Source organism: Enterobacter sp. V89_11 (genome assembly GCF_029967775.1).
GTDB lineage: Bacteria > Pseudomonadota > Gammaproteobacteria > Enterobacterales > Enterobacteriaceae > Enterobacter > Enterobacter ludwigii.
The window spans coordinates 76803-100386 of the sequence record NZ_JASCAN010000001.1 but is presented as its reverse complement, the minus strand read 5'-3'; the positions used below and the strand labels follow the sequence as shown (position 1 = coordinate 100386).

Sequence of the window (23584 nt, the reverse complement as noted above, 5' to 3'; positions counted from 1 at the left end):
GGGAGGGAATATCCTCATTTTAAGAATGAAAATTGCGCTTTATGCCAAACAAAAACAGCCGGTTACGCGTATTTTGTCAGGACTGTAAAAAGAGAGAAAAGTGTGTGACAAATCGTGCCATTGAGGGACGTTAAGGGGGGGAGATAGCCCCTTTAAGCGCATTATCTCGACATTACCTGCAAAATACCGGGGTCACGACAGGTTGTTTTTATTCCCGGACATAGCGGTTACAGGCTTCTCATTACATCTGATTGGTATAACAAAATCGTGAAAGCGAGAAATCAACAGGTCTTGCATCACTGGTACTCTTCCCCTAATCTGCCAAATGTAAGTGAATTCTTACCAATGACTCGGGGTGCCCTTCTTTGTGAAGGCTGAGAAATACCCGTATTACCTGATCTGGATAATGCCAGCGTAGGGAAGTCAGATGCCTTCCCGGTCATCGCTTCTTCACGCACGGCAGGAGCGATACCATGCAGCCTGACCTGCTCGATTTACACGTTTTACATCAGTTTCGAACCCGTTCCCCACTTACCCACTGTATGACCAACGATGTGGTACAGACCTTTACGGCCAATGTGTTACTGGCGCTTGGCGCTTCCCCGGCTATGGTGATTGAAGCCGAAGAGGCCGAGCAGTTTGCCGCGCTCGCAGATGCCCTATTGATTAACGTCGGGACGCTGACGGCGCCGCGCGCCCAGTCGATGCGCCGGGCGATTGAGAGTGCAGTGGCAGCAGGGAAACCCTGGACGCTTGACCCGGTTGCCGTAGGGGCGCTGACGTTCCGCACCCGTTTTTGCCACCAAATCCTCGGCCTGAAACCGGCGGCCATTCGCGGCAATGCCTCGGAAATTCTCGCCCTTGCCGGGATGAGTGCGGGCGGGCGCGGCGTCGATACCACCGACACGGCGGCGGCTGCGTTGCCTGCCGCGCAGGCGCTGGCTCGCCAGACGAATGCCATTGTGGTGGTCACCGGTGAACGGGATTACGTCACCGACGGGCAGCGCACCCGCACGGTCGTGGGCGGTGACCCGATGATGACCCGCGTGGTGGGAACGGGATGCGCGCTCTCGGCAGTCGTGGCGGCGAGCTGCTCGCTTCCCGGCGACCGGCTGGACAACATCGCCGCCGCCTGCGGATGGATGAAACGTGCCGGAACGGCGGCCGTCACCCGGTCTGGTGGTCCCGGCAGTTTTGCCAGCGCGTTCCTCGACGCGCTCTACACTCTGGAGGAACGGGTATGAAACGGATTAACGCCCTTACCATTGCCGGTACCGACCCAAGCGGCGGCGCGGGCATTCAGGCTGATTTGAAAACATTCTCCGCACTCGGCGCATACGGCTGCTCGGTGATTACTGCGCTGGTGGCGCAAAATACGCGTGGCGTGCAGTCGGTTTACCGCATTGAGCCGGACTTTGTCGCCGCACAGCTGGATTCGGTTTTCAGCGATGTGCGAATCGACACCACCAAGATTGGGATGCTGGCCGAGACCGACATTGTTGAAGCGGTGGCAGAACGGCTTCAACGTTACCAGGTGCAAAACGTGGTGCTGGATACCGTGATGCTGGCAAAAAGCGGTGACCCGCTGCTGTCCGCCTCCGCCGTCGAGACGCTGCGAAATAAGCTGCTGCCGCAGGTTGCGCTTATCACGCCAAATCTGCCTGAAGCCGCTGCGCTGCTGGATGCGCCGCACGCGCAGAATGAGCGCGAAATGAAAGAGCAGGGGAATGCGCTCCTGGCGATGGGCTGCGGCGCCGTGCTGATGAAAGGTGGTCATCTTGATGATGAAGAAAGCCCTGACTGGTTGTTTACCCACGACGGTGCGCTGCGTTTCACGGCCCCGCGGGTACAGACCAAAAACACCCACGGGACCGGCTGCACACTCTCTGCCGCGCTGGCGGCTTTGCGCCCCCGTCGTGACAACTGGGGGGATACGGTCCGCGACGCTAAAATCTGGCTCTCTGAAGCGCTGGCAAAAGCCGATACTCTCGAGGTTGGTCACGGTATTGGTCCGGTACACCATTTTCATGCCTGGTGGTAAGCCGTATACTGGCAACACACACCAGGCCTGAGAAAAACAGAGATGGAACAAGCGCATACCCGCTTAATCGACCAACTGAATGAACGCATTGCCGCCCCGGACAACACGCCGCTGTATCTGAAATTTGCCGAAACGGTAAAAAACGCGGTACGCAACGGGGTGCTGGAGCATGGGAATATACTGCCCGGCGAGCGCGATCTCAGTCAGTTAACCGGCGTGTCGCGCATTACCGTGCGCAAAGCGATGCAGGCTCTGGAAGCCGAGGGCGTAGTGACGCGCGCCCGGGGCTATGGGACGCAAATCAATAACATCTTTGAATACTCGCTCAAGGAAGCGCGCGGTTTTTCTCAGCAGGTGGTGCTGCGCGGCAAAAAGCCCAACACGCTGTGGGTGAATAAACGGGTGGTAAAATGCCCGGAAGAGGTGGCCAGCCAGCTGTCAGTGCCGCCGGAGAGCGAGGTCTTTTTGCTTAAGCGCATCCGCTATGTGGATGATGACGCCGTATCGATTGAGGAGTCCTGGGTGCCGGTAGGGTTGATTCACGATCCGGATGCAATTGGGATTTCCCTGTATGACTACTTCCGTAGCCAGAATATCTTCCCGCAACGCACCCGCTCACGCGTCAGTGCCCGCATGCCGGACAGCGAGTTTCAGACGCATATCCGCATGGATGACAAAATCCCGGTGCTGGTGATCAAGCAGGTTGCACTTGATCAGCAGAACCGGCCCATTGAGTTCAGCATCAGCTACTGCCGTAGCGATTTATACGTCTTTGTGTGCGAGGAGTAACGCCTCGCGCCCTGGCGCGCAGTCGCCGCCGCGGTGGCTAACGACCCAGGCTGCCACTGCATTGCCAAGCGTAACGGCATCAGCCAGCGACCATCCTGCCGCCAGCCCGGCAAGCGTGCCACCGGCGTGGCTGTCGCCCGCACCGATCGTGTCGACGACGGTTGCGGGAAACGCCGGAACGTAGCCCGATTTATCACCCTCAAACCAGGCGGCACCGTCTTTATCGTGGCGAATAATCAGCGCAGAACCAAAACGCTGTAGCCACTGCGGGCCGAGTGTTTCAGCTTCCATGCCAAATCGTCCCGCTGCCATCTCCGCTTCCTGGCGATTAAGCGATACCATCGGCCTACAGGCCATGATCCGCGCCATCAGCGCATCGGGAATATCGGCAATGCGCGGCCCAAAGTCGATAAACGCGGTAACGTTTTCCAGGCCTTCCAGCCAGGCCGTCAGGAGCTCTCCGCACGGTGACGCCAGCTGATAGCCTGAGAGGTAGACCAGACTTTCAGGCGGCACGTGCAGCGCATCCAGCCAGCGCTGTTGCCACTGGTTCTCCACGCCGCTAAACGACATAAAGGTCCGCTCACCGTCCGGTTCGACCAGCGCCAGACACCAGCCGTTGTCGCCCGTTTCTACTTCGACGACGCTGTGCAGATCCTGTTTTGCCATGGCGTTACGGATGATGTCTGCCCACACTCCGTGACCGACGGGGAGCGCGTTTTGCGCGGCGATCCCAAGCCGTTTCAGCGCAATAGCAATATTCAGCGCACAGCCGCCGATATTGACACCCTGTTGTTTGAGTTCGATATCACACCCGCGCCAGGGCAGGGCATAGGCGTCGGCGATCACGTCGATGACCGCGGCACCCAACACCGTGACCGGGCGAGTGGCGTGCAGTGTTTCAAGGCGTGCAGCAAAAGCACTCATACGCCCTCCCTTTGCTCCCGGAAGTGCAGCAGTTTTTCACAGTAGTGGTTAAAGTCGAGGCGGTTTACGGCGTCGAGTTCCTCCTTGTACGCCGGGTCAATCGCCTGTACGCCGTGAAGCGCACCGCAGATTGCCGTCGCCATCGCGCCGATGGTGTCCGTATCACCGCCGAGGTTGGCGCACAAAATGGCGCAGCGGTTCGGGTCGGTGCCTGCCAGTTCGACCATCGCAATCGCCGCCGGAACCGACTCAAGCGTGCTGGTGCCCGCGCCAATAAGCTGGTAAACCTGCTCGCTGGCGGAATCGATGCCGTTGGCTTCACGCACGGTCTTAAGGGCGAGCTCAATCCGTGCCGCCAGCGATGCGCTGAAGGTGGTTGTTTTCGCTTCCTGTGCGTAGCGGGCAATGGCTGGCAGGGCATCGACGATGTTCTGCCAGCGTTCACCGTCAATGGCACGCGACACTGCCCAGGCTATCACCACCGCGCCGGCAATCGCGAGGTCGGATTTATGGGTCGGGCTGGAGGCCAGCGCCACCTCTGCGACAAAGTGCTCCAGACGCGTGGCCGGCAGCAGGCAGCCCAGCGGAGAGGCGCGCATCGCCGCACCGTTGGTGACGCCGTTGTTTTCCAGTTCACTGACCGGCTTGCCGTCACGAATGGCGTTAAGCGCAATCTTCGATGTCGGACCTAACACATTCTTGTTAAACGCATCGAACGACTCCGCCCAGTGCAGAATATGTTTGCCGATAACATCCGCGTTGATCTGCCCGTCGCATTCGATAATCGCATCCGCCAGGCATAACGCCATTGACGTATCGTCGGTGAATTCTGCCTGCTTAAAATAGCAGGCGGCGTTATTTTCAGCCGGTCCGGGTAAAAAACGGTCGATCCAGCCGAAGTGCGCTTTGACGCGCTTTCTCGGCCAAAGCTCCGACGGCATGCCCATCGCATCCCCTAACGCTTGCCCGTAAAGGGCACCGAGAACACGTTCTTGTTTCATTTAACTTCCCCTCGTGTCAGCGCGGTATCGCCTTCAACCACCTCAATTGCGGTGATCTCTTTGTCCGATTCGCGGAAAAACAGCATAAACAGCACGGCGATCACGGCAATCATGATCCCTCCGAATGCCCACATTCCGGCCCAGTTGAAGGTCAACCCATTCACCGGCTCTTTGTATGCGAACATTTTTTCCATCATCACGCCGCCCAGGCGGTAACCTAACAGGCTACCAAACCCCTGACAGCACAGCGTAATCAGGCCTTGTGCGGCGGTGCGCATATGCACCGGCGCTTTTTTATCCACGTAGATATACGCGGTCACATAGTAGAAGTCGTAGCTCACGCCATGCAGCAGAATGCCGAGGAACAGCAGGGCATAGGTGAAGTACTGATCGGCACCACCGTAAACAAAGAAGCCATAGCGGATGGCGGCGGTGAGCAGGCCCAGCAGCAAGACCTTCTTAATACCAAAGCGTTTGGTGAAGAACGGCAGCGCCAGCATAAAGAAGATTTCGGAGAACTGGCCGAGCGTCATCCAGCCGGTGGCGTTTTTCATCCCCACTTCGGTGAGATAGCCGTTAGCAAAGATGTAATAGAAGGCCAGCGGCATCGCGAACAGGAATGAGCAGAAGAAGAACACCAGGAAGTTTTTATCGCGCAGCAGGATCAGCGCATCCAGCCCCAGCATGACTTTGAAATCCATCTTGCCGGTACTCTTCGGCGGGGTGTTCGGCAGGAACAGCGCAAAGACACCGAGCAGCGCGGAGCTGCCCGCCGTCATCAGCAGCGGAATATTGGTATCGGAAATGTCGTTATAGCCCATCATCTGCGGGAGGAAACCGCACGCCAGTCCCGAGGCGATCCAGCCGAGGGTGCCCATCACGCGGATACGCGGGAAATCAGCCTCCACATCATCCACATTGGCGAAGGCAATACTGTTGGTCAGCGCAATGGTCGGCATATAGGTCAGGGAGTAAATCAGCAGCAGCGGGAAAAAGGTGCTGAACTGGGTTTGCTGTGCGGCGAAGTACATCACAATGGCACCGGCGAACATCAGTACGGCCAGTACTTTCTGCGCAGCGAAAAAGCGGTCGGTCAGTGAACCCACCAGAATGGGGGAGAGGATCGCGGCAATCGCGGTACAGGCATAAGACCAGCCAATTTCCCCGGCGGTAAAACCGCTTTTGCTCAGCCACAGCCACAGCGGTACAAACCACGCGCCCCAGATAAACCATTCAACAAACATCATGAATGACAGTTGGACTTTCGTTTTCATTGTTTAATCCTGCATGTCAGAGAGGGTACGCCTTTAACATACCACTTAATAATACCTTTTAAATACCTTTGCGGTGATTGTTTGATCAATGTAACAGTTTTGTTGTACACGAATCGAGCCAGCAGATTGTGCTGAAAAAAAATGCAAATGGTGGAAAATCTGTTAAGTCGGTACCAGGCTTAGTCTGCCCATAACGCTATGGGCCTGGATAAACACTCACCGACATTACGTCGGGCTTACGGGAGCATCACATGACTGATATTGCGCAGTTGCTTGGCAAAGACGCCGACAGCCTTTTACAGCATCGTTGTATGACCATTCCAGCCGACCAGCTTTATCTGCCTGGCCATGATTACGTCGACCGCGTGATGGTTGATAACAACCGTCCGCCTGCGGTACTGCGTAATATGCAGACCCTCTATAATACCGGGCGACTGGGGGGAACCGGGTATCTTTCTATTCTGCCGGTTGACCAGGGCGTTGAGCACTCCGCGGGCGCCTCCTTTGCGGCGAACCCGCTGTATTTCGATCCGAAGAACATCGTCGAACTGGCGATAGAAGCGGGCTGTAACTGCGTGGCGTCCACCTATGGCGTACTGGCCTCCGTATCGCGTCGCTATGCCCACCGCATTCCATTCCTCGTCAAACTGAATCACAACGAAACCCTGAGCTACCCGACCGAATACGATCAGACGCTTTACGCCAGCGTAGAGCAGGCGTTCAATATGGGCGCGGTCGCGGTTGGGGCGACGATCTACTTTGGTTCTGAGCAGTCGCGTCGCCAGATTGAAGAAATTTCTGTTGCCTTCGAACGCGCGCATGAGCTGGGTATGGTCACCGTTCTGTGGGCGTATCTGCGTAACTCCGCATTCAAGAAAGACGGAGTGGACTACCACGTTTCTGCCGACCTGACCGGCCAGGCGAACCATCTGGCGGCAACCATTGGCGCGGATATTGTGAAGCAGAAGATGGCGGAAAATAACGGCGGTTATAAAGCGGTAAACTTCGGTTACACCGATGACCGGGTCTACAGCAAACTGACCAGCGAAAACCCTATCGACCTGGTGCGTTATCAGCTGGCGAACTGCTATATGGGACGTGCCGGGTTAATTAACTCCGGTGGTGCGGCGGGTGGCGACACCGATCTCTCCGACGCGGTGCGCACGGCGGTTATCAATAAGCGCGCGGGCGGTATGGGGTTGATCCTGGGCCGTAAGGCGTTTAAAAAATCGATGGCTGACGGCGTGAAGCTGATCAATGCCGTGCAGGATGTGTACCTAGACAGCAAAGTGACTATCGCTTAAGACTTTTTGTAAAACGCTGGCCGGGTCAGGCATTACCGCCGCCCGGCCACACTGTCAACGCAGAAGCTGGCAGTCCGGTGGCAGCCGGCACTGTAGCGCGCCTGGTAACACCTCAATGCGGAACTGCTTCCCGCTCAGCGGCTCCCCGTCAAGATTAAACGTCATGCCGTGTGGGGCATTCACTTCAAACCACGCGGATTTACCGGCAATAATATTCGGGCTCTCCTCTGGCTGGGTCAGGGTGGTAAATAGCGCAGGCAGCAGGCCATCACCCGTGAAAATACGCAGCTGTAACTGACCATCATTGATCAGCGCCTCCGGGCATAACTGCTGTCCGCCACCGGCCTGACGGCCATTGCCGATACCAATCACCAGCGCATCACCCTGCCACTGAAAGTTCTCGCCGTGAATCTCACAGCGGTCCGGCTTCAGGGTATCCATGCGCATCAGGCCATGGATCAGATACGAGACGCCGCCCAGCGCTGCCTTCAGCTTTTCAGGGGTTTCGCTGGTAATGCGCGTCCCGAATCCACCGGTCGCCATATTGATAAAACAGGTTTTTTCATTCACCTGAGCAATATCCACGGCGGTGGCTTTGCCGAGGATAGCCAGCTGCAGGGCTTTTCCCAGTTCTTCGGGGATTCCGGCGCTGGTGGCGAAATCGTTGGCCGTACCGAGCGGCAAAATGCCCATCACCGGGCGGTCGGTTGAGGGAAGATCTATCAGAGCGCCGGCAATTTCATTAATGGTGCCATCGCCCCCGCCAGAAATAATGGTTTCGACCCCGAGCTTCAGACCTTCGTCGATATAGCGTGCCGCATCACCTTTTTCCCACGTCACTCGTACGTGTATACGTGCACCGTCTTCACGCAAATCCGTCACTGCCTGGCGCAACAAATCGTTGCCCGCACTTTTGCCATTGAGAATCAATAAACTGTCTGGATAGATTGCCATCCGCGCTGCTCCCTTTTTTAGCGTTAGTAAGAGTGTATAGCAGGGAGGAAAAAAGCGGGTAAGAACAGGATGAAAGGGAAAAAAATAAGCCTGTGTAAAGGAGATTTTTCCCCCGTATAACGTAATCTGTGCCCGGTGTCGTTTACACTTTTTACGTCTGTCAATCACTGGGCTATTGCCCTCAACGTTTGAGTCGCGACATTTGCCTTGTCTCTATTTTCAGCTGTTTACGCCAAATCCGATTATGTAGCGTTAGGGCGATTGAACGGTAAAAGAGTGATGTATTCATCCACACGACATTCATGCAGAAAAATCCCAACCCTAAAAAAGAGGTTATTTGCGGGATGTAATTCTCAACAGAGCCGAATAAAAGTGAACTCCACGTCCAGATAAAATAAACGATGCTCATCAGTCCAGTCAGCGTGATAACGGAAATATGCGCTTTAAATCCAGCCAAGGACCCCCGAGCAGTCAGAAACATAGTACTCATCGCAATCATGCAATACGCCACTGCTGCAAGAAATACACCCATCATGACTTTAAATTCGGGTAAGCCGAGCAGGCGAAATAGTAATATCCAGACAGAAACTTGTAGCATAGCGTAGCAAAAAATGGCGAGTAACATACTGATAGCCAAGGGAATGCCTGTCATATGTACACCTACAGGAACGCCAAACTGATCTTTTAAGCCATCTTTTAAAGACTCAAGCCGTTGGAGATCGTCAGTCGCCATTTGACTTGTGATCACAGTACTTAATGCCAGGCTCTTCTTGATGTATTTTATCATGCTCAGGTCAATAACTTCCTGTAAATGAAAAAGACTGGATCAAACCAAAAACGTATTTTCCAGATTGTGTAATATTCTGAGGATTCCTGATTGTACCCGAGACCGCACTTCCAACAAAAGCTGAGGAGTTGGAAATGGCATTCAACAGCTCACGCTGTAAGAGCAACTGCAGCGCTTCCGATGGGTAACGTTTAGGGTAAACCCCAGCTTTCATCGCTGCTTTAACACCTGAATTCGAGATGCCGGGATTTCGGATGCGAATAATTTCCTCCGTTAACCTCGTGCGGTCCGCTCGGCTCATTTTTTGTAATAAAGAGAGTAAACTTTCAGACGTCGAGCGATTAAGAAGGCGGTAGGTCAATACCGCACTTTTTAGACCCGCAGCGGCCCCAGCAAGTGAAATCGCATCCAGAGCGGTATTGGTTGCAGTATACCATTCCTGGGAATCCATCCACGCTACATAGTCATTATGATTCATGGCAATAAGTGACAAGCGGCCAAGCCCGTTCGCACACTGAATTCCTGTTGCCACACCACCGGCGACAATCACGGCAGCAACAGCACCGGAAGAGCCTGCGGTGAGAGGAATGGCCATACCTGCGCCAGCAGCAAGTACGACAGTGAGAATGGCGGCTCCGCAAGAAATTGCCGTAGAACCGATTTCAGTCGCCAATGAAGGTGACTGAATCGTAGTCGTCGTTGCCTGGATGGCACTACTTGAGGAAGCATTTACTTTAGTGATGACTACATGACTTACCGAGCTTTCGTTTGGTGTCGCAATCCGCCTTGAGGGCCTTACTAACCACTGACGCGCACCGTCTGAGTAGATGATCCCAACCTGGCTAAAGTTTCGGCTACAGTCCAGGTGACTGGCAAAATCGTTGAAATTAATATCGCCGCCGGAGGCAAGGCCCAGACTGCGTGCGAGTTCGTAATCCGGAATGTCCTTTGAAAACTGACCGGGGAATGTCATGTCGTCTCTCAGTCCATGTGAAAACGTATTGTGCTAAGAAATCAAGAGTAAAGGGCATGCTATGGTCGGGAATTAGGAATGCTCTGAATAACACTCCCGCCTACCAGATCCAATAAAAGTTGTGATGAATATCATAGGTCCGTCCGATTTTCATGAACGGTATTCCGGCATACGTTATTGCGAATACACACCCTTCATATGGTGGGTCTATGCCATTGCATTCTTAATAAGTGGACTGAATTGTACAAAAAAATAAGCCCGCGTAAGGGAGATTACGCAGGCTAAGGAGGTGGTTCCTGGTACAGCTAGCATTTATGGGTTATGTTTTTCAGCGGGGGGATAATACCCGTATTGAACGAAGCGGTATGTGATCCGATTCTAAGAATTATCCCAGCGCGAAAAAATTTCCCTGCTTGATTATTTACTGTGCGGGTTACGGGTACTTTCACCGTTGAAATTACGCATCAGTAGCGCAAACTCCAGCTCCACTTCTTCGGGTACCGGCAGCCAGACGGTATGGCCGTTGCCTGGTGCCACGTCAATTGCTTCGCCTTTACCGTTTTCCAGATGTTCCAGGGTGAAGTTCATGTTGCCCTGCGGGGTCATCAACTCCAGGCTGTCGCCTTTGGTGAATTTGTTCTTCACCGCCACGGCGGCCAGCGCACCTTTGCGCTCACCGGTAAAATCACCGACAAACTGCTGACGCTCGGAAACGGAATAGCCGTGTTCGTAGTTCTGGTAATCGTCATGGGTGTGACGACGCAGGAAGCCTTCGGTATAACCGCGATGCGCCAGGCCTTCCAGGGTTTCCAGCAGGCTGGTATCGAACGGTTTACCGGCGGCGGCATCATCGATGGCTTTACGGTACACCTGAGCAGTACGCGCGCAGTAGTAGTAGGACTTGGTACGGCCTTCAATTTTCAGGGAATGCACGCCCATCTGCGTCAGACGCTCAACGTGCGCAATCGCACGCAGGTCTTTGGAGTTCATGATGTAAGTGCCATGCTCGTCTTCAAAGGCGGTCATGTACTCACCCGGACGTTTGGCTTCTTCAATCATGAACACGCTGTCAGTTGGCGCGCCGATGCCTAAGGTTGGCTCCACGTTGGTCACCGGGATCGGCTCATGTTTGTGGACGATATTGCCGATGTCGTCTTCTTTGCCTTCCTGAACGTTATATTCCCAGCGGCAGGCGTTGGTGCAGGTACCCTGGTTCGGGTCACGCTTGTTGATGTATCCCGAGAGCAGGCAGCGACCGGAGTAGGCCATGCACAGCGCGCCGTGAACGAAGATTTCGATTTCCATATCCGGCACCTGCGTGCGGATCTCTTCAATCTCTTCCAGCGAAAGTTCACGAGACAGAATGACGCGGGTCAGCCCCATCTGTTTCCAGAATTTCACCGTTGCCCAGTTAACGGCGTTGGCCTGAACGGAGAGGTGAATATCCATCTCCGGGAAGTGCTCCCGAACCAGCATGATTAAACCCGGGTCCGACATGATCAGCGCGTCCGGTCCCATATCAACCACCGGCTTCAGATCGCGGATGAACGTTTTCAGCTTGGCGTTATGCGGCGCAATGTTGACCACCACGTAGAATTTTTTGCCCAGGGCATGTGCTTCGTTAATGCCGAGCTGCAGGTTCTCGTGGTTGAATTCATTGTTACGCACGCGCAGTGAGTAGCGCGGCTGGCCAGCATAGACGGCGTCAGCGCCATAGGCGAAAGCGTAACGCATATTTTGCAGCGTTCCCGCCGGGGAAAGGAGTTCCGGTTTAAACATGTTTGTTCTCGTTCTGATGACAGGTCAGATCCGCATGCACCAGGTGCAGCGGTAAGGGGAGATCCCCCACTTTAAGGGCGGGCATTGTAGCGCTGAGGGACAGGGAGGTAAAGCGCCGGGTCGTACCATCGCTAACCCGGCCGGAGGCGTGTCGTCAGGTATTGTCTTTTACCGTCTGGCTTGAACCGTTAGTTTTGACCGACGCGATGCCTTTATCTCGCGACTGTTCCGAGGCATACATCTGGCTGCTGCCAATAACCTGATGATTCCCGGCCTTCAGATTGAAGTGGAATTTACCGTTGGTGGCCACTTTCTTCTCATAACGTTCATCAGAAGGGCTATTGGTGCGAACGGAGGCGATACCGTTTTCGGCGGAATTTTTGGTGGTGTAAAGCTCACTGGTCAGGATCGTTTCTCCGTTTCCTGCTTTGAGAACAAACCTGAACTGACCATCACTGCTTTTGTTTAACTCGAACCAACCAGACATAGGAACTCCTTGAACGAAGTGGAATTATCTGCACCAGTTATCAATAAGCGAACCGGTAATGTGAGTATGGTTGATTCTTCGTTGCTTTCCAGAATTGAAAAACCCGCCAGCAGGCGGGTTCGGTAAGCTAAATGCTCAGGCTATCCTGCACGCATCCGCTTCCCATCGGTAGCCCACGCCATACACCGCGCGGATAAATGACTGCTCCGCATCGAGCGCTTCCAGCTTGCGGCGCAGGTTTTTAATATGGCTGTCGATGGTACGGTCAGTCACGACCCGGTAATCATCATACAGACGGTTCAGCAGTTGCTCGCGGGAGAAGACCTTCCCCGGCTCGTGGGAGAGGGTTTTCAACAGGCGGAATTCGGCGGGGGTGAGATCCAGCAGCTTGCCGCGCCAGCTCGCCTGGAAGCGGCTTTCATCGACGATAAGTGGGCTTTCCGCGTCCAGTACCTGCAGTTCTCGATGGGGCTTACAGCGGCGCAGAATGGTTTTTACGCGCGCGACCACTTCACGCGGGCTGTATGGCTTGCAGATGTAATCATCCGCGCCAATTTCGAGGCCCAGCAGGCGGTCGATCTCTTCGATTTTCGCCGTCACCATCACCACCGGCACGTCTGAGAAGCGACGAATTTCCCGGCACAGGGTCAGGCCATCGGTTCCGGGGAGCATCAGATCCAGCAGGATCAGGTCCGGCGGCGTCTGGCGCACATAAGGCAGCACCTGATCGCCATGGCTGATAAGCGTGGGGGCATAGCTTGCCGCGCGTAAATAGTCGATCAGTAACTGCCCGAGCTTCGGCTCGTCTTCGACAATCAAAATGCGTGGCGTGTTTTCGTCAATCGGTAACTCGGTCATGCTTCTCTCGATAAATCCCGTTCCAGAGGTAACTCTACTGTAATGCTTACCCCGCCAAAAGGCGAATGGGCGGCGCGGATCGTGCCATTATGGGCCTCGACGATGTTTACGCAAATCGCCAGTCCCAGACCGGACCCGCCGCTGGCGCGATTGCGGGAGCCTTCGGTGCGATAAAATCGCTCAAACAGTTTTTCCAGCTGTGCATCCTGCACGCCGGGGGCGGAATCCGCAAAGGTCAGGGCAAAATGCCCGTTTTCTTGTTTGCCGGAAATATGCAGGCCACCGCCGCTGTCGGTGTAGCGCAGGCTATTTTCCAGCAGATTGTTGAACAGCTGCATCAGGCGATCTTTGTCGCCAAACACCACGGCGCTGTCAGGCAGTGAGAGATCGATTTTCAGGTTGCGGCTGGCGAAACGTTCGCGGAAGGCACCGCTTACCACCTCCAGCACGTTTATCACATCGACGGGCGCTTTCTGGTAGGCCAGCGCGCCTTCGTCCGACATGGAGAGCTGGTGGAGGTCATCGACCAGTTTGGTCAGCGTGCCCACTTCCGCCTGCAGCGAGGCCACCGATTCGGGAGTGAACTGACGCACGCCGTCCTGAATAGCTTCCAGCTCGCCGCGCAGCACCGCCAGCGGCGTGCGGAGTTCATGGGAAATATCGGCCATAAAATCGCGTCGCATCTGCTGGTTTTTTTCCAGGGTACTGGCGAGCTGGTTAAAGTCCTGCGCCAGCTTGCCGAGTTCGTCCTGGCTACGGGTATCGACGCGGGTGGAGAAATCCCCGGCGGCCAGCTTATGCGTCCCTTCCACCAGCCGTTTAACCGGCGCGAGCAGGCCACGGGCCAGCGGGAAGGTCGCGAGCGCGGCCAGCAGGGTGGAGAGCGCGACAATCAACCAACTGGTGCGGCGCTGCTGGCGATCAAAGTTGATATCGGTGTTACGCGTCAGGCGTTCAACCGGCGAGGCGATCACCCAGCCGACGGTGGCGTTATTCACTGTGATCGCCCGCTTTGTGCCATCCGGCGGAATGGGCGCGCGCGGGCCAACCAGTACGCGCATATCCTGGTCTATCACCCAGAACTGGGTGCGCCAGCCGTGCGGCGGCATCCCAGGCCCCGGGCGATCGTCACCGGTATCATGCTCAAGCGAGCGCAGGATCTGGAATACAAAGCGGTCGTTATTGCGCAGAAAACGCCAGTTACCGTGCAGGGCATATTGATCGCTCAGCGCATCGCTCAGCCCCTGTAAACGCTGTTCATTTCCATGCTTGATGTAATCAATAAAACCCCGTTCGAAACTGACCCGCACGGCCCAGTGCATGGTGACCAGCAGCACGATACAGGTGGCAAATATCGCCACAAAGAGTTTACCGGTAATGCCCGGACGCCAGAATTTCATGGTGCACTCCTTTTGCCGTGTCGGATAACGACGTTATTACGGGTATCATCCGGCACTCTGGCGAAGATGAACGCGGGCAGGGCAATAATCACCGCCATGCTGAGATAGGTATACAAAAAGACCTGATGGGCGACCGGCGTGTCGACGCTAAGATGATGCTGTCCGTACATGCCGAGCAGTAAACCGGCAAGGGTCACCCCTACGCTCATGGAGAGCTGCATGATCATCGACAGCAGGCTGTTTCCGCTACTCGCCAGGTCATCCGGGAGTGCTTTTAACGTCAGGGTATTCATTGATGAAAAGCGCACAGAGTTAATTATGCCCTGGCAGAACAGCACCAGCGGCAGCGCGTAGTACCAGCCCAGCAGCGCCACGGCCATAAACAGCAGGCTCACCAGGGCCAGCCCAAGCGTCGCGGCGACCAGGACGTGGCGATAACCAAAACGGTTAACCACCTGCACCACGATGCGTTTCATTCCCATGCTGCCAAGTACCATCGGGATCATCATCAACCCGGCGTGAAACGGTGAAAATCCCATTCCAATCTGCAAAAAGACCGGCGTCATAAAGGGCAACATGCCGCTGCCGACGCGCCCGGCAAAGCTCCCGAACAGGCCCAGACGATAGGTGGGGTTTTTAAACAGATCGAGCGTGAACAACGCGCTCTCGTTACCTCTGGCATGCCAGAGGTACCACAGGATAGCGGTAATGCCGAGCGCCACCAGAAGACCAAGCGTCAGGGCGGAAATCCCGAGGCCTTTTTGACCATCAAGCGCGAGGGTGAGCATCGCCATCCCCGCCGCCAGCAGGATAAAACCCAGGAAATCAAAGCGCCGGGTCTGCATGGTGTAGTTAGGCATCAGCATCAGGGTGGCAATCGCGCCGATGATGCCCACCGGCAGGTTGATTAAGAAGATCCAGTGCCAGGAGGCATACTCCACCAGCACTCCGCCCAGCGCCGGGCCAAGCAGCGGGCCGACCTGGCCGGGCAGGGTGACGAAGGTCATTGCGGCCATGTACTGCTCGCGGGGCACAATCTTCATCACCGTCAGCCGCCCGACAGGCACCATCATCGCCCCGCCAATGCCCTGTAACGCGCGGGCCATCACCAGTTGATCCAGCGTATTCGCCTGGGCGCAAAACAGCGAGCCTGTGGTAAACAGCACGATGGCGGTGAAAAAGATATTCCGCACGCCCACTTTGTCCGCCAGCCAGCCGCTGGCCGGAAGCATAACGGCCACTGTTAATACATAGGAGACAATCACCATATGCATATGCAGCGGACTCTCCCCCAGGCTTTTTGCCATCGAGGGGAGGGCGGTATTGACGATGGTTGTATCCAGCGACTGCATAAAGAAGCCGAAGGCGACAATCCACAGCTGCCAGCGCACGTGACGTGGGAGGTCGGTCATTTATTCGGTTACCGTCGTTCTGTTTTTACGCGAAAAACGCACCCGCAGACGGTCAAAGAACAGATAGACCACCGGCGTGGTGTAGAGCGTCAGCAGCTGGCTCATCACCAGCCCCCCGACAATGGTGATCCCCAGCGGCTGGCGCAATTCTGAGCCGTCACCGCCGGAAATCACCAGCGGCAGCGCGCCAAACAGCGCCGCCAGCGTGGTCATCATGATCGGGCGAAAACGCAGCAGACAGGCCTGGAATATGGCCTCTTCTGGCGTCAGGTTGCCATTTCGCTGGGCGTCCAGCGCGAAGTCCACCATCATGATGGCGTTTTTCTTCACGATGCCAATTAACAGCATGATACCAATCAGCGCAATCAGGCTGAAGGGCGCGCCGAACAGCTCCAGCGCCAGCAGCGCCCCGACGCCCGCCGACGGCAGCGTGGAGAGAATGGTCAGCGGATGGACGTAGCTTTCATAAAGCACGCCCAGCACGATATAGACTGTCGCAATGGCCGCCAGAATCAAAATCACCTGCGAATTCATCGTCTCCTGGAACACCTGCGCGGTACCGGCAAAACTGCCGCGTACCGTGGACGGCACGCCAAGCTGGGTCATCGCACGGTTGATTGCATCGCTGGCCTCAGAGAGGGACGAACCGGCTGGCAGGTTAAAGGAGATGGTCGATGCCGCCGAAAGGCCCTGGTGGTTCACCGACAGCGGCGCGTTCGCCGGCTGCCAGCTGGCAAAGTAAGAGAGCGGGATCGCCTTACCGTCGTTATTAATCACAAACATGTTGTCCAGCGCGCTGATGTCCTGGGTGTAACGTGGGTCCACCTCCATCACCACCTTGTATTGGTTCATGGGCTGGTAGATGGTGGAAATCTCACGCTGGCCGAAGGCATTGTTCAGCAGGCTGTTGGCGGCATCGACGTTAATCCCCAGACGTGACATGGTTTCACGATTGTAGGTTAGCGCCATTTCTGCGCCGTTGTCCTGCTGATCGGAGTTAACGTCCGCCAGCTGTGGCAGGGCGGCCAGCGCCTTGCGGATCTTAGGCTCCCACTCGCGCAGGGCGGCTAAATCGTCAGAGAGTAACGTGTACTGATAGCTGGCGTTAGCCTGACGCCCGCCGACGCGGATATCCTGAACGGCCATCAAAAACAGATTAGCGCCCGGCTCTTTGGCGAGCTTCACGCGCAGGCGGTCGATAACCTGCTGGGCGGTTTCATTGCGCTCGTCACGCGGCTTCAGGGTGATAAACATCATCCCGCTGTTCACCCGCGAACCGCCGGTGAAGCCGGTTACGTTATCTACCGCTTTATCTTCGCGGATGATCTTCATAAAGTCCTGCAGCTTGCCGCGCATGGCCTGAAACGAAATACTCTGGTCTGCCTGGATCCCGCCCATCAGCACCCCGGTGTCCTGCTCCGGGAAGAAGGTTTTCGGGATAGTAATGTACATCCAGACGTTGAGCACGATGGTGCCAATCAGCACCAGGCCGACAATGCGCGTATGCCTCAGCACCCACTTCAGGGACTTGCCATAGCTCTCCTGCATCGCCAGCAGGAAGCGACCAAACCCCTTACGGCGCGGCTGAGAGTGGGGCTTGCTGCGTTTTAACATCCAGCCGCACATCATCGGCGTGAGCGTGAGGGACACGATCAATGAAATACCGATGGCGACAGAAAGCGTGACGGCAAATTCCCGTAACAGCCGGCCAGGCAGGCCGCCCATCAGCAGTAACGGCAGGAACACCGCCACCAGCGACAGGCTCATCGACAGTACCGTAAAGCCCACTTCACGCGTTCCCTGCAGTGCGGCCTGCAGCGGTTTCATCCCCGCCTCCAGATGGCGCGAGATGTTCTCCAGCACCACAATGGCATCATCCACCACGAAGCCGGTGGCAATCGTCAGCGCCATCAGCGACAGGTTGTTAAGGCTAAATCCGCACAGGTACATCGCCGCGAAGGTCCCTATCAGCGAGACAGGCACTGCCACCGCGGGGATCAGCGTGGCCCGGCCTGAACGCAGAAACAGGAAGACCACCAGAATCACCAGCGCAACGGAGATCACAAGCGTCTGCTCCACCTCTTCGAGCGAGGCGCGAATGGTGGGGGAACGATCCTGGGCAATCTGCAGATCGATTGCCGCCGGGATGGTCTGCTGGAGTTCCGGCAATCTCGCGCGGATACCGTTCACCGTCTCAATAATGTTGGCTTCCGGCAGCTTGCGGATCATCAGCAAAATGGCCGGTTTAGCGTTGGTCATCCCGGCATTGCGCACGTCCTGCACCGAGTCGGTGACGCTCGCGACATCGCTCAGGCGCACCGCCGCACCGTTGTTGTAGTGAATGATCAGCGGCTGGTATTCCGCAGCGGTTTTCAGCTCATCGTTAGTCTGGATCTGCCAGCGGTGGCTACTGTTCTCGATGGCCCCCTGCGGTTTGCGCACGTTTGCATTGCTGATGGCGGAGCGCACGTCGTCCAGGGAAACACCCTGGTTAAACAGCGCCTGCGGGTTTAAGCCCACGCGCACGGCGGGCAGAGAGCTTCCGCCAACGCTGACATCACCCACGCCGTTAATCTGGGCTAGGGTCTGCGCCAGTTGGGTGGAGGCGAAATCGTACAGCTGCCCCTGCGAATAGGTGTCCGAAGTAAGCGTCAGGATCATGATCGGCGCATCGGACGGGTTCGCTTTACGGTATGTCGGACGGCCCGGCATCCCGCTCGGTAGCAGATTCTGCGCGGCGTTGATCGCCGCCTGCACATCGCGCGCGGCGCCGTTAATATCCCGGTCGAAGCTGAATTCCAGAATGATGCGCGTGCTGCCAAGCGAGCTGCTGGAGGTCATCTCGTTGACCCCGGCAATTCGCCCGAGTGAACGTTCCAGCGGTGTGGCAACCGACGAGGCCATGGTTTCCGGTGATGCACCGGGCAGCGAGGCGCTGACCATGATCACCGGGAAATCCACCTGCGGCAGCGGGGCCACCGGCAGCAGCCGGAAGCCCAGGACGCCGCACAGGGTGATGGCGAGTGAGAGTAAAATCGTCGCCACCGGGCGATAAATGAAGAGGGCGAAAAACTTCATTTACGCCTCCTCTTCACGTTTCGGGAAGCGGCTTTTCGTCCACAGCGCCAGACGGTCAAACAGCAGATAAATGACCGGCGTGGTGAACAGGGTCAGGACCTGGCTTACCAGCAGGCCACCGACCATGCCAATCCCCAGCGGACGACGCAGCTCGGCCCCGACGCCGGTACTGAGCATCAGCGGCAGGGCACCTAACAGGGCGGCGAGCGTGGTCATCAGGATCGGGCGAAAACGCAGCAGGCAGGCCTGGAAAATTGCCTCGCGCGGCGACATCCCCTGCTCGCGCTCGGCGGCAAGGGCAAAGTCGATCATCATGATGGCGTTTTTCTTCACGATCCCGATAAGCAGGATGATCCCAATGATGGCAATCACGTCCAGCTCGCTCCCCGCCAGCATCAATGCCAGCAGTGCCCCCACGCCCGCCGTTGGCAGGGTGGAGAGGATGGTAATGGGGTGAATGAAGCTTTCATACAGCACACCGAGCACGATATACATCGCCACCACGGCCGCGACAATCAGCCAGATGGTGTTGCCCAGCGCGGCCTGGAACGCCAGCGTGCTGCCCTGGAACTGGGTCTGAATATCGGACGGGAAGTTCAGCGTCTTCTCTGCGGCCAGAATGGACTCCACCGCTTCGCCCAGTGAATAACCGTCCGGTACGTTAAACGAGATGGTGGTGGACGGGAACTGATCCAGATGGTTAATCGACAGCGGTGTGTAGCGCTCCTCTACCGTCGCGATGGCGCTGAGGGGCACGATGCCCCCGTCTTTGCTGGTCAGGCGCACCGAATCGAGCGCGGCCAGGCCGGGCGTGTTTTCCGTGTTGTGTTCCAGCACCACGCGATACTGATTCGCCTGGGTATAGATGGTGGAGATCAGACGCTGACCGAATGCGTTATACAGCGCGTTATCCACGTCGGCCATGGTGATCCCAAGCCGGCTGGCGGTATCGCGGTTAACGTTCACATATGCCGCCAGCCCTTTGTCCTGCCAGTCGCTGCTGACGTCAGAGAGCTGCGGCAGGGCGTTGAGTTTATCCACCAGCTGCGGTACCCAGGTGCTGAGCGCATCAAGGGTGGTGGCCTGCAGCGTGAACTGGTACTGGGTACGGCTCACCTGGGTATCGATGGTTAAATCCTGAATCGGCTGGAGGTACAGCTCAATACCCGGCACGCGCGCCACGGCAGTTTGCAGGCGGTCGATCACCGTCTGCACGCGGTCGTCGCGATCGTCAAGCGGTTTAAGGTTGATCTGCAGGCGGGCACTGTTTAGCGACGGGTTGGTGCCATCGACACCGACATACGAGGTCAGGCTCTCTACTGCCGGATCTTTCATGATGATCTCTGACACCTGCTGCTGACGCTGCGCCATGTTAGCGAAGGAGACCGTCTGCGGTGCCTGAAGCGTGCCCTGGATAATGCCGTTGTCCTGAATCGGGAAGAAGCCTTTCGGGATGAAAATCCACAGCATAACGCTGAGCGCCAGCGTACCAAGCGCCACGCCAAGGGTTGCCCATGGATGGTTAAGCACTTTCGCCAGCACCCGTCCGTAAGCGGCAATAATGCGTTCGAACATCCGCTCAGAGGCGCGCGAGAAGCGGTTTTGCTTGCGCAGGGAGGCGTGGCTCAGCATACGGGCGCACATCATCGGCGTGAGGGTCAGTGACACCACGGCGGAAATCAGAATGGCGACGGCCAGCGTCACGGCAAATTCGCGGAACAAACGCCCGACGATATCGCCCATAAACAGCAGCGGGATCAGTACCGCAATCAGTGAGAAGGTGAGGGAGATAATGGTAAAGCCGATCTCGCCCGCCCCTTTCAGCGCCGCGGCTAACGGTTTTTCACCTTTTTCGATATAGCGCGAGATGTTCTCGATAACAACGATAGCGTCATCGACCACAAAGCCGGTGGCAATGGTAAGGGCCATCAGCGTCAGGTTGTTTATCGAAAAATCGAGGAACACCATGACGGCAAATGTTCCCACCAGTGAGAGCGGCACGGCGACGGCAGGAATGAGGGTCGCCGGCACGTTACGCAGGAACAGGTAGATGATCATCACCACCAGCGCAATCGCCAGCATCAGTTCAAACTGGGTGTCAGTCACGGACGCGCGAATATTGGTGGTCCGGTCAGACAGCACTTTCACGCTAACTGACCTGGGCAGGCTTTCAATCAGTTGCGGCAGCATAGTGCGAATGCTGTTTGCGGTTTCAATGATATTGGCACCCGGCTGGCGCTGGACGTTCATCACGATTGCCTGCTGTTTGTTGGCCCAGGCGCCGAGCCAGCTGTTTTCCGCACCTTGCTCAACGGTTGCCACATCGCCCAGACGCACCGGCGCACCGTTCTGGTACGCGACGATCAGCTGTCGATATTCATCCGCGGACTGCATTTGATCGTTCGCCGAGAGGGTCACGGCCCGGGTTGGGCCATCAAGCGAGCCTTTCGCCGAGTTGACGTTGGCATTACTGATGGCGCTGCGGATGGTTTCGCTGGTAAGGCCCAGCGCGGCAATGGCCTGGGCATTGAGCTTCACGCGCACCGCCGGACGTTGACCGCCGGCAAGCGTAACCAGCCCCACGCCAGAGACCTGTGAAATTTTCTGCGCCACACGCGTTTCGACCATGTCTTCGACCTGGGTCATCGGCATGGCGGAGGAGGTGACGGCGAGCGTCATGATCGGCGGATCCGCCGGGTTTACTTTGCTGTAGACCGGTGGGTTGGGCAGGTCCGATGGCAGCAGGTTGGTGGCTGCGTTAATCGCGGCCTGTACTTCCTGTTCGGCAACGTCGAGTGAGAGCGTAAGCTGGAACTGCAGCGTCACCACGGATGCTCCGCCGGAGCTTTGCGAGGACATTTGCTTCAGGCCAGACATCTGACCAAACTGGCGCTCCAGCGGCGCGGTGATGGCCGACGTCACCACATCCGGGCTCGCACCCGGATAAAGGGTGACCACCTGGATGGTGGGATAATCCACTTCCGGCAGCGCCGAGACGGGCAGGAAGCGATAGCCAATAATCCCGGCCAGCAGGATCGCCACCATTAACAGCGTGGTGGCAACAGGGCGCAGAATAAACAGGCGTGAAGGCCCACCTGTAGAGCTCGGGGGCATAACCTGCATCAGGACGTCGCTCCCTGCTTAGCAGGCTGTTGCTGGCCTTCAACCACTTCGACTTTCGCCCCCTCGGTGAGACGATCAATACCGTCGGTAACCACGCGGTCACCTGCGGAAAGGCCGGCGCTGATCACCACCGTCTGGCTGTCCTGAATGCCGGTTTTCACCAGATGCTTGCTGACGTTATTCTCACTGTTAAGCACCCAGACAAAGTTCCCTTCGTTGCCCATCTGCAGCGCCGCCGTTGGGATAACGACCGCATTTTCCTGCGTTGCGACCAGCATCCGCGCATTCACGAACTGATTCGGGAAAAGCGCATCATCCTGATTGTTAAAGCGGGCTTTTAACTTGATGGTGCCGGTGGTGGTGTCAATCTGGTTATCCAGACTGAGCAGGGTGCCTTCGCTCAATTTTTGCTTGTTGGTGCGATCCCAGGCCTCCACAACCAGCCCTTTGCCGGCTTTTTGCGCCTGAACCACGGTTGCGATGTCGCTCTCCGGCAGGGTAAAGACTAAATCGACAGGATGCGTCTGGGTGATGACCACGATACCGGTGGTATCGCCGCTGGAAATCTGGTTGCCAATATCAACCTGCTTCAGACCGACGCGGCCGTCAATCGGGGCGGTGATGCGGCTCCAGTCGAGCTGTAACTGTGCGCTGGCCACGGCGGCTTCGTCAGCTTTAAGGGTGCCCAGCGCTTCGCTGACCAGAGACTGCTGCGTATCCAGTTCCTGACGCGATACCAGGTTGGTTTTCACCAGTTGCTGATAGCGTGCCAAATCGCGTCGGGCGTTCGCGAGCGTGGCCTTGTCTTTCGCGAGCTGACCCTGCGCCTGCGCGAGGGTGACTTTAAACTGGCTTGGGTCAATTTCCGCCAGTAAGTCCCCGGCTTTAACCTGCTGGCCTTCCTGGAAGTGAAGCGCCATCAGCTGCCCGTCCACACGGCTGCGAACCGTAACGGTGTTGGCGGCGGTAATGGTTCCCAGCCCGGAGAGATAACGGGGCACCGCTTTATTTACCGCAGTAGCCGCCTGAACGGGAGCCAGCGCACCGCCGCGCATGCCGTGACGCCCGCCACTCGCGGGACGCTGTGATGGGCTGCTGGCACCTGCGGAAGTGTCAGAAGAGTGATTGTGCCAGAACCAGGCGGCGGCAAGAGCCACCACAATGATGCCAGCGGCGATTGCCCAGCGGGATTTGTTACTGCCTTTCATCGTTATACGTTCTCATCCTGAATACTTCGGGGAATGATACTAGTTTAGTCAGGCAACACGGCAGAAAAATGGAGGAAATATGGAAGACTGTCTGGATTTGTCTGATTGGCAGGGGGAGGGGCGCGGCGTGAGACGGCCTTCAAATCGGATCAATTGCCAGTGCATAATTTACCAGGAATATTCCCTGCC

18 protein-coding genes and 1 riboswitch are annotated in these 23584 nt (G+C 56.7%); of the genes, 4 read left to right on the top strand and 14 right to left on the bottom strand.

Annotation, left to right across the window (positions count from 1 at the left end; genetic code table 11):
- Nucleotides 1–341 precede the first annotated feature (341 nt).
- Nucleotides 342–438: riboswitch (TPP riboswitch) on the top strand.
- A gap of 35 nt (nt 439–473) precedes the next feature.
- From thiM to QLG09_RS00420, 3 genes are read left to right on the top strand one after another with little or no spacing between them, the layout of a single operon-like run.
- Entirely contained in the window at nt 474–1244 is a 771-nt protein-coding gene (gene thiM / locus QLG09_RS00430; RefSeq protein WP_049022970.1) for a hydroxyethylthiazole kinase, read from the top strand.
- Nucleotides 1241–2041 carry a bifunctional hydroxymethylpyrimidine kinase/phosphomethylpyrimidine kinase gene (thiD, locus tag QLG09_RS00425; protein WP_049022969.1) on the top strand — a complete coding sequence of 267 codons (801 nt, stop codon included), beginning with the start codon at nt 1241–1243 and terminating at the stop codon, nt 2039–2041. The genes thiM and thiD overlap by 4 nt, the downstream gene beginning before the upstream one ends.
- A gap of 42 nt (nt 2042–2083) precedes the next feature.
- A complete protein-coding gene (locus QLG09_RS00420) occupies nt 2084–2830 on the top strand; it encodes a GntR family transcriptional regulator (protein WP_014170861.1) in 747 nt (248 codons plus the stop codon).
- Here QLG09_RS00420 and QLG09_RS00415 read toward each other — a convergent pair.
- The 3 genes from QLG09_RS00415 to QLG09_RS00405 are packed head-to-tail and all read right to left on the bottom strand — an operon-like array spanning nt 2804 to nt 6032.
- Nucleotides 2804–3757 (bottom strand): PfkB family carbohydrate kinase, encoded by a 954-nt coding sequence (locus QLG09_RS00415; RefSeq protein WP_047955866.1) that lies wholly within the window; start codon nt 3755–3757, stop codon nt 2804–2806. The genes QLG09_RS00420 and QLG09_RS00415 overlap by 27 nt on opposite strands.
- Complete coding sequence (locus tag QLG09_RS00410; RefSeq protein ID WP_049022968.1) at nt 3754–4758, bottom strand: ADP-ribosylglycohydrolase family protein; 1005 nt, start codon at nt 4756–4758, stop codon at nt 3754–3756. The genes QLG09_RS00415 and QLG09_RS00410 overlap by 4 nt, the downstream gene beginning before the upstream one ends.
- Nucleotides 4755–6032, bottom strand: coding sequence for a nucleoside permease (locus QLG09_RS00405; RefSeq protein WP_020883238.1), 1278 nt, complete (start codon nt 6030–6032; stop codon nt 4755–4757). The genes QLG09_RS00410 and QLG09_RS00405 overlap by 4 nt, the downstream gene beginning before the upstream one ends.
- A gap of 251 nt (nt 6033–6283) precedes the next feature.
- Between QLG09_RS00405 and fbaB the strand changes: the two genes are divergently transcribed.
- Entirely contained in the window at nt 6284–7336 is a 1053-nt protein-coding gene (gene fbaB, locus QLG09_RS00400) for a class I fructose-bisphosphate aldolase (RefSeq protein ID WP_049022967.1), read from the top strand.
- 54 nt (nt 7337–7390) lie between these two features.
- Here the strand turns inward: fbaB and yegS are convergent, their stop codons facing one another.
- The 11 genes from yegS to QLG09_RS00345 form a co-directional block, all read right to left on the bottom strand.
- Nucleotides 7391–8290, bottom strand: a complete 900-nt coding sequence (yegS, locus tag QLG09_RS00395) for a lipid kinase YegS (protein ID WP_025203669.1) — start codon at nt 8288–8290, stop codon at nt 7391–7393.
- A 181-nt stretch (nt 8291–8471) separates the two neighbouring features.
- The gene (locus tag QLG09_RS00390; protein WP_049022966.1) at nt 8472–9077 is read right to left on the bottom strand and encodes a hypothetical protein; all 606 of its coding nucleotides are present in this window, start codon (nt 9075–9077) and stop codon (nt 8472–8474) included.
- Between the two features lie 7 nt (nt 9078–9084).
- Complete coding sequence (locus tag QLG09_RS00385) at nt 9085–10050, bottom strand: hypothetical protein (RefSeq protein ID WP_025203671.1); 966 nt, start codon at nt 10048–10050, stop codon at nt 9085–9087.
- Between the two features lie 417 nt (nt 10051–10467).
- A complete protein-coding gene (gene yegQ, locus QLG09_RS00380) occupies nt 10468–11829 on the bottom strand; it encodes a tRNA 5-hydroxyuridine modification protein YegQ (protein WP_049022965.1) in 1362 nt (453 codons plus the stop codon).
- A gap of 154 nt (nt 11830–11983) precedes the next feature.
- On the bottom strand, nt 11984–12316 hold the full coding sequence (locus QLG09_RS00375) for a YegP family protein (protein ID WP_014170853.1): 333 nt from the start codon (nt 12314–12316) through the stop codon (nt 11984–11986).
- Nucleotides 12317–12451: 135 nt separating this feature from the next.
- A complete protein-coding gene (gene baeR / locus QLG09_RS00370; RefSeq protein ID WP_014170852.1) occupies nt 12452–13174 on the bottom strand; it encodes a two-component system response regulator BaeR in 723 nt (240 codons plus the stop codon).
- Nucleotides 13171–14574 (bottom strand): two-component system sensor histidine kinase BaeS, encoded by a 1404-nt coding sequence (baeS, locus tag QLG09_RS00365; protein ID WP_020883244.1) that lies wholly within the window; start codon nt 14572–14574, stop codon nt 13171–13173. The genes baeR and baeS overlap by 4 nt, the downstream gene beginning before the upstream one ends.
- Nucleotides 14571–15986 carry an MFS transporter gene (locus QLG09_RS00360; RefSeq protein WP_049022964.1) on the bottom strand — a complete coding sequence of 472 codons (1416 nt, stop codon included), beginning with the start codon at nt 15984–15986 and terminating at the stop codon, nt 14571–14573. The genes baeS and QLG09_RS00360 overlap by 4 nt, the downstream gene beginning before the upstream one ends.
- Nucleotides 15987–19064 (bottom strand): multidrug efflux RND transporter permease subunit MdtC, encoded by a 3078-nt coding sequence (gene mdtC, locus QLG09_RS00355; protein ID WP_014170849.1) that lies wholly within the window; start codon nt 19062–19064, stop codon nt 15987–15989.
- On the bottom strand, nt 19065–22187 hold the full coding sequence (locus tag QLG09_RS00350; protein ID WP_049022963.1) for an MdtB/MuxB family multidrug efflux RND transporter permease subunit: 3123 nt from the start codon (nt 22185–22187) through the stop codon (nt 19065–19067).
- Nucleotides 22187–23395, bottom strand: coding sequence for an MdtA/MuxA family multidrug efflux RND transporter periplasmic adaptor subunit (locus QLG09_RS00345; protein ID WP_020883246.1), 1209 nt, complete (start codon nt 23393–23395; stop codon nt 22187–22189). Before QLG09_RS00345 ends, QLG09_RS00350 begins: the two co-directional genes overlap by 1 nt.
- Between the last annotated feature and the right edge of the window lie 189 nt (nt 23396–23584).

What these genes read in the sequence shown, in the direction of transcription:
- mdtC (WP_014170849.1), bottom strand. Translation starts at nt 19,064, where the DNA reads ATGAAGTTTTTCGCCCTCTTCATTTATCGCCCGGTGGCGACGATTTTA.
- QLG09_RS00405 (WP_020883238.1), bottom strand. Translation starts at nt 6,032, where the DNA reads ATGAAAACGAAAGTCCAACTGTCATTCATGATGTTTGTTGAATGGTTT.
- yegQ (WP_049022965.1), bottom strand. Translation starts at nt 11,829, where the DNA reads ATGTTTAAACCGGAACTCCTTTCCCCGGCGGGAACGCTGCAAAATATG.
- QLG09_RS00420 (WP_014170861.1), top strand. Translation starts at nt 2,084, where the DNA reads ATGGAACAAGCGCATACCCGCTTAATCGACCAACTGAATGAACGCATT.
- baeR (WP_014170852.1), bottom strand. Translation starts at nt 13,174, where the DNA reads ATGACCGAGTTACCGATTGACGAAAACACGCCACGCATTTTGATTGTC.
- thiM (WP_049022970.1), top strand. Translation starts at nt 474, where the DNA reads ATGCAGCCTGACCTGCTCGATTTACACGTTTTACATCAGTTTCGAACC.
- QLG09_RS00375 (WP_014170853.1), bottom strand. Translation starts at nt 12,316, where the DNA reads ATGTCTGGTTGGTTCGAGTTAAACAAAAGCAGTGATGGTCAGTTCAGG.
- QLG09_RS00385 (WP_025203671.1), bottom strand. Translation starts at nt 10,050, where the DNA reads ATGACATTCCCCGGTCAGTTTTCAAAGGACATTCCGGATTACGAACTC.
- QLG09_RS00345 (WP_020883246.1), bottom strand. Translation starts at nt 23,395, where the DNA reads ATGAAAGGCAGTAACAAATCCCGCTGGGCAATCGCCGCTGGCATCATT.
- QLG09_RS00360 (WP_049022964.1), bottom strand. Translation starts at nt 15,986, where the DNA reads ATGACCGACCTCCCACGTCACGTGCGCTGGCAGCTGTGGATTGTCGCC.
- thiD (WP_049022969.1), top strand. Translation starts at nt 1,241, where the DNA reads ATGAAACGGATTAACGCCCTTACCATTGCCGGTACCGACCCAAGCGGC.
- QLG09_RS00350 (WP_049022963.1), bottom strand. Translation starts at nt 22,187, where the DNA reads ATGCAGGTTATGCCCCCGAGCTCTACAGGTGGGCCTTCACGCCTGTTT.
- baeS (WP_020883244.1), bottom strand. Translation starts at nt 14,574, where the DNA reads ATGAAATTCTGGCGTCCGGGCATTACCGGTAAACTCTTTGTGGCGATA.
- fbaB (WP_049022967.1), top strand. Translation starts at nt 6,284, where the DNA reads ATGACTGATATTGCGCAGTTGCTTGGCAAAGACGCCGACAGCCTTTTA.
- QLG09_RS00410 (WP_049022968.1), bottom strand. Translation starts at nt 4,758, where the DNA reads ATGAAACAAGAACGTGTTCTCGGTGCCCTTTACGGGCAAGCGTTAGGG.
- QLG09_RS00415 (WP_047955866.1), bottom strand. Translation starts at nt 3,757, where the DNA reads ATGAGTGCTTTTGCTGCACGCCTTGAAACACTGCACGCCACTCGCCCG.
- QLG09_RS00390 (WP_049022966.1), bottom strand. Translation starts at nt 9,077, where the DNA reads ATGATAAAATACATCAAGAAGAGCCTGGCATTAAGTACTGTGATCACA.
- yegS (WP_025203669.1), bottom strand. Translation starts at nt 8,290, where the DNA reads ATGGCAATCTATCCAGACAGTTTATTGATTCTCAATGGCAAAAGTGCG.